Annotated in this window: 9 protein-coding genes; 7 read left to right on the forward strand and 2 right to left on the reverse strand. The window is 71.8% G+C overall.

The genetic code is table 11. The features are described from left to right. The first annotated feature begins 32 nt into the window (after positions 1-32). The 4 genes from AB0J80_RS06180 (at position 33) to AB0J80_RS06195 (ending at position 6,631) form a co-directional block, all read left to right on the forward strand. Positions 33-1,256 (forward strand): MFS transporter, encoded by a 1,224-nt coding sequence (locus AB0J80_RS06180; RefSeq protein ID WP_364700936.1) that lies wholly within the window; start codon positions 33-35, stop codon positions 1,254-1,256. Between the two features lie 42 nt (positions 1,257-1,298). Further along, positions 1,299-2,366: a HAMP domain-containing sensor histidine kinase gene (locus AB0J80_RS06185; RefSeq protein ID WP_364700938.1), complete on the forward strand. Its 1,068-nt coding sequence runs from the start codon at positions 1,299-1,301 to the stop codon at positions 2,364-2,366. Positions 2,367-2,414: 48 nt separating this feature from the next. Then, positions 2,415-3,128, forward strand: a complete 714-nt coding sequence (locus AB0J80_RS06190) for a hypothetical protein (protein WP_364700940.1) — start codon at positions 2,415-2,417, stop codon at positions 3,126-3,128. Between the two features lie 155 nt (positions 3,129-3,283). Further along, complete coding sequence (locus tag AB0J80_RS06195) at positions 3,284-6,631, forward strand: CARDB domain-containing protein (RefSeq protein WP_364700942.1); 3,348 nt, start codon at positions 3,284-3,286, stop codon at positions 6,629-6,631. A gap of 43 nt (positions 6,632-6,674) precedes the next feature. Here AB0J80_RS06195 and AB0J80_RS06200 read toward each other — a convergent pair whose 3' ends face one another. Both AB0J80_RS06200 and AB0J80_RS06205 read right to left on the reverse strand, forming a co-directional pair. Beyond that, the gene (locus tag AB0J80_RS06200; protein WP_364700944.1) at positions 6,675-7,001 is read right to left on the reverse strand and encodes a PH domain-containing protein; all 327 of its coding nucleotides are present in this window, start codon (positions 6,999-7,001) and stop codon (positions 6,675-6,677) included. Positions 7,002-7,019: 18 nt separating this feature from the next. Beyond that, positions 7,020-7,715, reverse strand: a complete 696-nt coding sequence (locus tag AB0J80_RS06205; RefSeq protein WP_364701318.1) for a peptidylprolyl isomerase — start codon at positions 7,713-7,715, stop codon at positions 7,020-7,022. A 202-nt stretch (positions 7,716-7,917) separates the two neighbouring features. On the opposite strand from AB0J80_RS06205, the gene AB0J80_RS06210 reads away from it, so the two are divergent. The 3 genes from AB0J80_RS06210 (at position 7,918) to AB0J80_RS06220 (ending at position 10,420) form a co-directional block, all read left to right on the forward strand. Continuing rightward, positions 7,918-8,712, forward strand: a complete 795-nt coding sequence (locus tag AB0J80_RS06210) for a hypothetical protein (protein WP_364700946.1) — start codon at positions 7,918-7,920, stop codon at positions 8,710-8,712. 60 nt (positions 8,713-8,772) lie between these two features. After that, complete coding sequence (locus AB0J80_RS06215) at positions 8,773-9,000, forward strand: hypothetical protein (RefSeq protein WP_364700948.1); 228 nt, start codon at positions 8,773-8,775, stop codon at positions 8,998-9,000. A gap of 148 nt (positions 9,001-9,148) precedes the next feature. Then, entirely contained in the window at positions 9,149-10,420 is a 1,272-nt protein-coding gene (locus AB0J80_RS06220) for a helix-turn-helix transcriptional regulator (RefSeq protein ID WP_364700950.1), read from the forward strand. The last annotated feature ends 201 nt before the right edge of the window (positions 10,421-10,621 follow it).

Below are 10,621 nucleotides of genomic sequence, written 5' to 3' on the forward strand. Positions count from 1 at the left end.
AAACCGTACGTCCGTACTGTTTGATGGACGGCATGCCGCTCCTGCCGGAACCGGGTCCGGTCCGGACCCTCGCCGTCTCGACGCTCGTCAACACCCTCGGCGGCGGACTGTGGATGGCGTCGAGCGCCCTGTTCCTCACCCGCTGCGTCGGGCTGTCGGCCGGGCAGACCGGCCTGGCGCTGACCCTCGCCGGCCTGGTCAGCCTGGTGGCCAGCAGCCCGGCGGGCTATCTCGCCGACCGGCTCGGGCCGCGCGGCGTGGCGATCGGCGGGCTCGTCGCCCTCGGCCTGCTCGAGGTGGCGATGGTCGAGGTGCGGTCCATGGGCACGTTCCTGCTGGTGGCCGCGCCGATGGCGGTCTTCGAGGCGGCGCAGCGGGCGGCCCGGGGCGCGATCATCGGTGGTGGCGTGCCGCAGGAACGGCGCGTCCACACCCGCGCCTACCTGCGCGCGGTCACGAACGTCGGCATCACCGTGGGTGCGGGCCTCGCCGGCATCGGGCTCACTGTGGACACGCGTACGGCGTACGTGTGCCTGATCCTCGCCGACGCGGCCACCTTCCTCGTCGCCGCGGCCGTGCTCACCAGGCTGGCACCGATCCCGCCCGCGCCCCGGCCGGGCTCCGGGCCCCGGCTGGTCGCGCTGCGCGACCGGCCGTTCCTCGCGTTCGTGGTGCTGGACGGCCTGCTCGCCACCAACTTCGGGGTGCTCGAGGTCGCGCTGCCGCTCTGGATCGCGGAACGCACCGACGCGCCCCGCTGGATGATCTCCGTGGTGTTCGCGGTGAACACCGTCTCCGTCGTGCTGCTCCAGGTGCGCGCCGCCCGCGGCACGGAGACGCTCGCCGGCGCCGCGCGGGCCTCGCGGCGGGCCGGGTTCACGCTGCTCGTGTCGTGCCTGATCTTCTCGTTGACGGCCGGCTCGCGGCACGGGCTGACGATCGCCCTGCTGGTCGTGGCCGCGCTGGTGCACGTCGCCGCGGAGCTGTGGTTCTCGGCGGGCGGCTGGGGCATCTCCTTCGGCCTCGCGCCGGACCACGCGCACGGGCAGTATCAGGGCACCTTCGCGATGGGCCACCAGTTCGGCCAGATGATCGCGCCGGCCGCGGTCACCACCCTCACGCTGGGCTGGGGTACGCCGGGCTGGGCGTTCCTCGGCGTCGCCTTCGCGGTGACGGGCTGCCTCATCCCGCCGGTGGTCCGCCGAGCCGCCGCCCGGCGCATCCCGGCGGGTGACGCGGTCGCCGCGAGCCGGTAGAGCGTTCGAGCAAGCTTATGCGCGCCTTACGGACGAGCTGGCATGATCGCCGTCGTGCTGCGTCTCAGGCTGGCGATCGGTGTCTTCGCCCTGGTCACCCTCCTGTACGTGGTCGAGTTCTACCGGGGGCGGCTGCCGTGGTACATGCCGAGCTACTACCCCTGTGACGACGACATCAACGGGATGGCTTGCCGGATCTCCCGCAAGCTTCCGATCACCGACCTCCCGCAGTACGGCATCATGCTGGCGGTCGCAGCGCTGGTCTTCCCGCTGCTCGCGTACTGGGTGCTGGCGCCGGTGCGCCACCTCGTGCCGATCGTCGCGCAGCTGGGGCCGCAGAACCTCGGTTACCGGGTGCGACCCGGCCGCCGCGGCCGCGACGAGATGAAGCGGCTCGGCCGGGCCCTCGACGACATGATGGACCGCATCGCCGCCGGCTACGAGGGTCAGCGCCGGTTCGCGGCGAACGCCTCTCACGAGCTGCGTACCCCGCTGGCGCTGCAGCGCACCCTGATCGAGGTCGGCATGGCCGAGCCGCTGACGCCCGAGCAGTCGGCGCTGCTCGCCGGGCAGCTGCTGGCCGCCAACGCTCGCAACGAGCGGCTGATCGAGGGGCTGCTCGTGCTCAGCCAGGCCGATCAGGGACTGGCCGCGCGTACCCCGCAGCCGCTCGACCGGATCGCCGCGGAGGCGGTCGAGGCGCACGCGGGCACGGCCGCGGACGCGGACATCAAGCTCACCGCGAACCTCAGCCCCCGCACGGTGACCGGCGAGCGGGTCCTGCTGGAACGGCTCGTGCGCAACCTCGTCCACAACGCGCTGAAGTACAACCATCCCGGCGGCTCGGTACGCGTCGCCGTGAGCTCGTCCACGCCCGCCGCCCTGGTGGTGGAGAACACCGGGCCGGTCGTCGCGGCCGAGGACGTGGGGCGGTTGTTCGAACCGTTCACCCGGCTCGCTTCCGACCGCATCGACCACAGCGGCGGCAGTGGCCTGGGACTCGCCATCGCGCGTTCCATCGTGCGGGCCCACGACGGCACCATCACCGCCACGCCGATCGAGGGCGGTGGGCTTCGCGTCTCCGTCATGCTGCCGCTGCCGCGCGGGTGACCGGTCGCTAGCATGGCGGCGTCCCGACAGCTGCGGAGGCGAGGCGACATGCGGTGGTTCCGGTCCGGACCGGCCAGGCGGCAGGTCCAGCACGACCCCGGCCGCCGGCAGGAGCTGTTGCTCGACGTCCGGCAGCGCTTCGGCGCGCACGCCCAGGGCCGCTTCGCCGAGCAGGCCGACGCCATCATCGCGCTGTTGCAGGACGATGACGGCCTGGCCGTGGCCGCCGCCGTCCTGCGCGAGTTCGCCGACTCGGCCCACGCGGAGGTCGCCGCCGAGGTGGCCGACCTGCACCGGCGGTCCTGGCGCGGACCGGCGGCCGACCGCCGGAACTACCGGCCACTGTGGCAGGCCGCCGGGGCGCACCTGCGGTGGCCGCTGTTCGGACTGCCGGGCGGTCTACATCCGTACGTGCAGGTCACCGCGGCCGCCGCGGCAATCGGAATGCGGGCCGGCCGGGCGGTACGGGTGACCGCCCCGGAGCCGGTGCTCGTCCACCTCTTCGAGATCCTGGACCTCACGCTCACCGGGTGGGAGTTCGCCCGCGTCCACGTGGACACCGACGCGGCAGCCCTCGCCGAGCGCCTCATCGCGGCCGCGCGCGACCTGCGCGCCGCCATGGGTGATCCGCCGCCGCTGCCGCCGCCCGTCCGGGAGTGGATGCGACGCAACGTCACCATCGACGTCCACGACTCGGTCGCCCAGCGGATCGTCGGCGCGTTCAACCCGGGCAAGACGATGCGCGAGTCCCTTCTGGCCTGATCGGCCGCCTCTTCCTCAGCTCCGGTGCCGGCGGCACGCGGAGACGATGGTCGATGCCCGCGAACCGTTGACGAATCCGTCACATGTCTGAAACCTTGTAGGCCCGGGATTGCAAGAAGTTTACAGACTCGCGAAATTCTCGAACAGAGGCAGCCATGAATCGATGGTTCCGCGCCCTCCTCGCCACCGCCGTCACCGTCGCCGGTCTCACCGCCCCCACCGCCGCCCACGCCGCCGGAGGTCCGAACCTTGCCCTCGGCAAGACCGCCACGGCCAGCGGCGCGCACGGTGAGTACCCGGCACGCAACGTCAACGACGGCAACGCCCAGTCGTACTGGGAGAGCCCGTCGAACGCCTTCCCCCAGTGGATCCAGATCGACCTCGGCGGCAGCGTCGCCGTCGACCAGGTCGTCCTCAAGCTGCCGCCCGCCACGGCCTGGGCCACCCGTACGCAGACCCTCAGCGTGCAGGGCAGCACGGACGGCACCGGCTTCAGCACGCTGTCCGCGTCCGCCGGTCGGGTGTTCGACCCGGCCTCGGCCAACACGGTGACGATCGGCTTCACCGCGGCGACCACCCGCTACGTCCGCATCGCCATCACCGGCAACACCGGCTGGCCCGCCGGCCAGCTGGCCGAGCTCGAGATCTACGGCGTCGCCGGTGGGCCGGAGGATCCGGGCGACCCGCCGGCCGGCACCGACCTGGCGGCCGGCAAGCCGGTCGAGGCCTCGTCGTCCACATTCACGTTCGTCGCGGCCAACGCCAACGACGGCAACACCGGTACGTACTGGGAGTCCGCGGGCTTCCCGGCGACGCTGACCATACGGCTGGGCGGCGACGCCGATGTCACCGGCGTGGTGCTCAAGCTCAACCCGGACCCGATCTGGGGCCCGCGTACGCAAAGCCTGCAGGTCCTCGGCCGAGGACAGACCGCAACCGGATTCACGTCGCTCAAGCCCCGGGCCGACTACGCCTTCAACCCGGCCACCAACCAGAACACGGTCACCATCCCGGTGAGCGGGCGTGCCGCCGACGTCCAGATCCAGGCCTTCGGCAACACCGGCGCACCCGGCGGCCAGGTGGCCGAGCTGCAGGTGATCGGCCGGTTCGCGCCCAACCCCGACCTGGTGGTCAGCGCCCTGGCCTGGGCGCCGGCCGCCCCCGACGAGTCGACGCCGGTCACCGTCACCGCGACCGTGCAGAACCGCGGCACGGCCGCGGCACCCGCCACCTCCCTGAACGTCAGCATCGCGGGTACGGTGGCCGGCTCCGCACCGGTCCCCGCCCTGGCCGCCGGGGCCTCGACCACGGTTGCCGTCGACGTGGGACGGCGTGGGCAGGGCAGCTACGCCGTCTCGGCGGTGGTCGATCCGTCCAACAGCGTCCCCGAGCTGAACAACGACAACAACAGCTTCACCGCGCCCACCCAGCTGGTCGTCGCCCAGGCGCCCGGACCGGACCTGCAGGTCCTCGGCGTCACGACGAACCCCGCCAACCCGGCCGTCGGCGCCACCGTCACCTTCTCCGTGGCGGTCACCAACCGGGGCACCAGCACGGCGGCCGCCTCCGTCACCCGGGTCACCGTCGGCTCGACCACGCTCACCACGAACACGCCGCAGCTGGCGGCGGGCGCAACCGCCACCGTCGCCATGAGCGGCAGCTGGACCGCCACCAGCGGCGGCGCGATGGTCACCGCCACCGCCGACGCGACCGGCCTGGTGGCCGAGACCAACGAGACCAACAACAGCCTGACCCGGTCCATCGTGGTCGGCCGCGGCGCCGCGTTGCCGTACGTCGAGTACGAGGCCGAAGCCGGCCGCTACCAGGGCACCCTGCTGACCGCCGACGCCAAGCGGACGTTCGGGCACACCAACTTCGGCACCGAGTCCTCCGGCCGCCAGTCCGTACGGCTCACCGCCACCGGCCAGTTCGTCGAGGTCACCTCGACGAACGCGGCGAACTCCATCGTCGTGCGCAACTCCGTGCCGGACGCGCCGGGCGGCGGCGGGCAGGACGCCACCATCAGCCTCTACATCAACGACACGTTCGCCCGGAAGCTGACACTGTCGTCACGCAACAGCTGGGTCTACGGCACCACCGACGACACCGAGGGGCTGTCCAACACGCCGTCGCCCGACGCCCGCCGGCTGTTCGACGAGTCCCACGCGCTCCTCAGCCAGTCGTATCCGGCGGGCACCCGCTTCCGCCTGCAGCGCGACGCGAGCGACACCGCCGCGTTCCAGATCATCGACCTCATCGACCTCGAGCAGGTGGCGGAGCCGGCGCGGCAGCCCGCGGGCTGCACTTCGATCACGGCGTACGGCGCGGTGCCCGACGACGGCAACGACGACACTGCCGCCATCCAGCGCGCGGTGACCGACGACGAGAACGGCGTCATCGGGTGCGTCTGGATCCCGGCCGGCCAGTGGCGGCAGGAGCAGAAGATCCTCTCCCCCGACCCCACCCGCGGCCAGTACAACCAGAAGGGCATCCGCAACGTCACCATCCGCGGCGCCGGGATGTGGCACACCCAGCTCTACACCAACACCCAGCCGCAGAACGTCGTCGGCAACATCAACCATCCGCACGAGGGCAACGTCGGGTTCGACATCGACGACAACACCCAGATCTCCGACCTCGCCATCTTCGGCAACACCCAGAACCGCGCCAACCGGGGCCAAGGCCTCAACGGACGGTTCGGGAAGAACACGAAGATCAGCAACGTGTGGATCGAGCACGTCAACGTCGGCGCCTGGGTGGGCCGCGACTACTCGGACACGCCCGCGTACTGGAACCCCGCCGACGGACTCGAGTTCTCCGGCATGCGCATCCGTGACACGTACGCGGACGGGATCAACTTCAGCAACGGTACGCGCAACTCGCGGGTGTTCGACTCGTCGTTCCGCACCACCGGCGACGACTCCCTGGCGGTCTGGGCCAACCCCCGCGTCAAGGACCCGGCCACCGACATCGCCTCCCAGAACCACTTCGTCAACAACACGATCCAGCTGCCCTGGCGAGCCAACGGCGCCGCGATCTACGGCGGCTCGGGCAACTCCATCGAGAACAACCTCATCTCCGACACGATGAACTACCCCGGCATCATGCTGGCGACCGACCACGACCCGCTGCCGTTCGGCGGCACGACCCTGATCGCCAACAACGGCCTCTACCGCGCCGGCGGCGTCTTCTGGGGCGAGGCCCAGGAGTTCGGCGCGATCACCCTCTTCCCCGCGTCCAAGGACATCGTCGGCGTCACCATCCGCGACACCGACGTCATCGACTCCACGTACGACGGCATCCAGTTCAAGAACGGCGGCGGCGCCATGCCGAACGTGGCGATCACCGGCGTCCGCATCGACAGGTCCACCAACGGCGCGGGCATCCTGGCGATGGCCGGCGCCCGCGGCAACGCCACCCTCAACGGCGTCACCATCACCAACTCGGCCGACGGCGACATCGTGGTCCAACCGGGTTCCCAGTTCACCATCACGGGTCACTGACCGCGACCCACCCCGGGCCCCGGCCGCCACGCGCGGCCGGGGCTCAGCGGCGCCCCCCACCGGCCCACACCCGCACGATCCACCCGGCGCCCGAGATGATGTCGATCTCCTCCACGTCGTGCCAGGAGAACCGGAAGCGGCGCAGCGGGTTGACCAGCTCCACGTGATCGTCGTGCACGACCACCTTCACCATGGCGAGCCGCAGCAGGAAGGCACCGATCAGCACCATCGCGGCGAACCCGACGACCAGTCCCACCGGCGTCGTTCCCGCAGCGAGCACGGCCAGGACCGGCGAGCAGATCAGGATGCCACCGAAGACGGAGTAGAACGCCCGGCTGATCGACGAGCGCAGCACGCGAGAACGGCTCACGCGCTGCATCATGCGGGGTCAGCGGCGGATCTGGGCGACCATGATCCTCGTCGGCAGGGCGGGCGGGCCGTCGACCGGCGCCGGGTCCTCCGGGGTCGGGGTCACTCCCCCGGCGGCGGCGCGGTCGAGCGTCTCGAGGCCCGTCCGGGTCGTCGTGCCGAAGATGGTGTAGTTCGGCCGCAGCGCCGAGTCGCCGTAGACCAGGAAGAACTGGCTGCCGTTGGTGTCCGGGCCGGCGTTGGCCATGGCGAGCACGCCGCGGGCGTAGACCCGGCGGGCGCCCGTCGGGTCGGTCGGTGCCGGCGGGAGGTCGGTCGGCAGCTCGTCCTTGTAGCGGTAGCCCGGGCCGCCTTCGCCCGTACCGGTAGGGTCGCCGCACTGCAGCACCTTGAGCGTCGGGTACGCGGTGAGCCGGTGGCACGACGTGTGGTTGTAGAACCGGTGACGCACGAGGTGCAGGAAGCTCTGCACCGTGCACGGCGCCTCGGCGCGGTCGAGCTCGAGCGGGATCTGGCCCAGGTTGGTGCGCAGCAGGACGTCCACGGTGCCGCGGCTGGGGGTGCGTCGCGGGTCGGGCGGCAGCGGGACCGGGCGGGCGGCGGGCTCGTCCGGGGTCGGGGTGTAGGCGCAGGGACCGTCGGTCGGCTGTGTGGGGTCGTCGCCGGCCGCCGCGGCCGGAGTTGCCGCGGCGAGCCCCGATCCGATCAGGGCCATGGTGACCACCACCCGGCCGAGGGACGGTAGGAAGCGCGGGCGGGTCCGGACCACTGTGTCCTCCAAGGAGCTCGACGGATCGTCACCCCCGGGTCTAATCGACCTTCATGGATTGGTCAAGCCACACCCGATCGGGTACGCCTTGCGCCGACGCACCGTTCACCTTTGCCCGCGACCCGCGCCGTCGGCTGGACTCGTCGCCATGACGTTTCTGCGTTCCGCGTTGAGTGGTGCCCTGTGTGCCGCCGCCGTCCTCGCCGTCACCGCTCCCGCCGTGGCCGCGCCGCCACCGGGTGATCTCGAGCTGCGCTACACGGGCGAGCTGCTGAGCGAGACCCTGGTGGCCGACAGCAGCGGGAAGGGGCTGCACGGCTCGATCCGTACCGGCGGGGGTGGCGTGCTGACCTCCGTGACCGAGGACGGCGACCCGTTCCTGCGGTTCCCCGGCGGCAGCTGCGCGAGCGTTCCGTGTCCCCAGGCGATCATCCAGCCGGCGAGCACCGTCACGCTGGTCCCCGGCGACGGCGGGGAGGGGCGGTTCGTCTTCGGCGCCGACGTCCGGCTCACCGAGCCGCCTTCGCCGGACGCCGGCATGAACGTGTTCCAGTTCGGCGCCGCGGGTGCCGGGGTCAGCCAGTGGAAGCTGCAGGTCGACTACGGGCGGCCCTCCTGCCGCTGGTCGGACGGCACCCGGGCGGTCCTGCTACCCGCCGGGGCGGACGACTTCCGGTTCACGGTGGGCCGGTGGTACCGGGTGACCTGCATCCGCCTGTCGCCGGTGCTGTTCCAGATCCGGGTCGACGATCGCGCCACCGGGCGACAGGTGGTGCCGCCCGCGCAGCAGAGGGGGCGGCTGGAGGACATCCTGCCGCGGGGTGTCGTGGTGATCGGCGGGAAGCGCGTCAACGCCGCCCAGGCCGACGTCGACACCGACCAGTTCCACGGCGACCTGGACACCATCGAGTTCGGCCGCCGGGAGCTGCCGTCCGACACGTGAGGCGTGCGGGCCGCCGGAGATGAGATGACCATCGGGCGGCCCGCCACCCATACTGGGAGCATGACCGTCGGTCCCCCGCCTCCGGCGATGCGGAGGTGTCCCCGGTGCGGGCATCTCACCCGCGCCGATCGCATGGTCAAGGGCTACGGGCGGGACTGTGCGGCACAGCTCGGGCTGATCGGCCGGACCGTGGACACCGGGCACGTCGGGCCGGACCTGCTCGACCTGCTGGAGGAGGAGCCCGAGGACGCCTGCGACGGCGGCGACCGGCCCGCCGACCGGCCGTAGTCCTCCGACGCCCGCGCAATTGCCGGCGCCATTGCGGAATACCTCGGCCGCCGACCGTCACAATGCCGACAGAAACCGATTCCGCACGTACGTCCATAACGATACTGACCGCGGCAGAGTCGGTTTGGGCGGAAACCGGGGCGGGCGCATGATCGTGCAAGGGGAAACGGAGACGTCGTTCGGCGAGGAACTGCGCCGGTTACGGGATGCCCGCGGAATGTCGCTGGCTGATCTCGCCCGCGAGGTGCACTTCGACCGTGGGCATCTCAGCAAAGTCGAGCGGAGCCTGCGGGGACCGTCCGTGGCGCTGGCCCGCGCCTGCGACTCGGCGCTCGGCGCGGAGGGCCGGCTCGTCGAACTGGCCGGCAGCGTGCAGCCCTCGCCGGCGCAGGCCGACGATCTGCCGCCCGCGTGGGCCCTCGAGGACTCGCCCTGTGCCGTGCAGTTTCACCGGATCGCCGCATCGGCAACGCCGTTCACCAACCACCACGAGCAGACCGCGGCCGAGGCGCGGGATCTCTACGACAAGCTGCGAGGCCACGGGCATGCCGGCGCGCCGAGCTCGCTGGTGCCCCTGCTGGCGGCCCAGTTCGGGCTGCTGCGCGCCGCGGTCAGCACGGCTCGGCCGCCGGTCCGGGACCGGCTGGTTCTGCTCGCGGCCCATTACGCCGAGTACGCCGGCTGGATGGTCCAGGAGTGCGGCGACGACGCGGGGGCGCTGGCCCTCACCCGGGTGGCCGCGACGCTGGCCGCGTCCGTTGCCGACGGCGAGCAGGGCACGGCGGCTGCCGCGCTGCGGGCGTACACGAATCTGCGTATGGCCGATGTCGCGCTGTATCGGGGAAACGGCAAGGCCGTGGTGACCCTGGCCGAGCGCACCGAGTTCGTGGCGGATGCCACGACCGCCGTCCGGACCCTGGCCGCTCAGCGTGCCGCGCAGGGATGGGCGCTGCTGGGCCGCTCGCGGGAGTGCCTGTCCGCCTTGGACCGTGCCGACGAGTACGCCGCGCACGAGGCCCCGCACGGTGCCGGGATCCGGCTGGGTTCCAGCGGCGGCGGCCGGTTGCGGGAGATCGTCCGCGGATGGTGCCTGCTCGACCTGGGACGCTCCGAGGACGCCGCCGCGCTGCTGACCGCCGGGCTGGCGGCGGCTCCGGCCGATGCGCACCGGGCGCGGGCTCTCTACGGCGTACGGCTGTCCATGTCGTACGCGACGATCGGCGACCTGCAGGGCGCCTGGGAGAGCGCCGGCACCGCCCTGGCGCGGGCACGGCGGGTGGACTCGGCGGCCGTCCGGCACGAGCTGCGGACCTTCGGCGCGCTGCTGCGCAGGCGCCGCCGCACGAACCGGTCCATTGCGGACCTGCAGGCGCGGATCGACCGGGAATTGTTCCGGGAACACCATTCTTTGCGAACCTGACTCACAGTTTTCGGGTGAGGCGGGTTAGGTCGAACAGCCCTCTCGACAGCCCACTGAATGTGACTGTAATGTCGCCGCTTGCCACCGCCGGGGCGCACCCCGAACGGTGGCAACGGGCAACACCTACCGATCTTGATGACGGGTCATCGAGACTTCCTTCTCGGACCCGTATTGGATCTTGTCTTTTCCTCGGCGTCAGGG

Origin of the sequence: Actinoplanes sp. NPDC049548 (assembly GCF_040676695.1) — a bacterium.
Taxonomy (GTDB): Bacteria; Actinomycetota; Actinomycetes; order Mycobacteriales; family Micromonosporaceae; genus Actinoplanes.

What these genes read in the sequence shown, in the direction of transcription:
- AB0J80_RS06180 (WP_364700936.1), top strand. Translation starts at nt 33, where the DNA reads ATGCCGCTCCTGCCGGAACCGGGTCCGGTCCGGACCCTCGCCGTCTCG.
- AB0J80_RS06185 (WP_364700938.1), top strand. Translation starts at nt 1,299, where the DNA reads ATGATCGCCGTCGTGCTGCGTCTCAGGCTGGCGATCGGTGTCTTCGCC.
- AB0J80_RS06190 (WP_364700940.1), top strand. Translation starts at nt 2,415, where the DNA reads ATGCGGTGGTTCCGGTCCGGACCGGCCAGGCGGCAGGTCCAGCACGAC.
- AB0J80_RS06195 (WP_364700942.1), top strand. Translation starts at nt 3,284, where the DNA reads ATGAATCGATGGTTCCGCGCCCTCCTCGCCACCGCCGTCACCGTCGCC.
- AB0J80_RS06205 (WP_364701318.1), bottom strand. Translation starts at nt 7,715, where the DNA reads ATGGCCCTGATCGGATCGGGGCTCGCCGCGGCAACTCCGGCCGCGGCG.
- AB0J80_RS06210 (WP_364700946.1), top strand. Translation starts at nt 7,918, where the DNA reads ATGACGTTTCTGCGTTCCGCGTTGAGTGGTGCCCTGTGTGCCGCCGCC.
- AB0J80_RS06215 (WP_364700948.1), top strand. Translation starts at nt 8,773, where the DNA reads ATGACCGTCGGTCCCCCGCCTCCGGCGATGCGGAGGTGTCCCCGGTGC.
- AB0J80_RS06220 (WP_364700950.1), top strand. Translation starts at nt 9,149, where the DNA reads ATGATCGTGCAAGGGGAAACGGAGACGTCGTTCGGCGAGGAACTGCGC.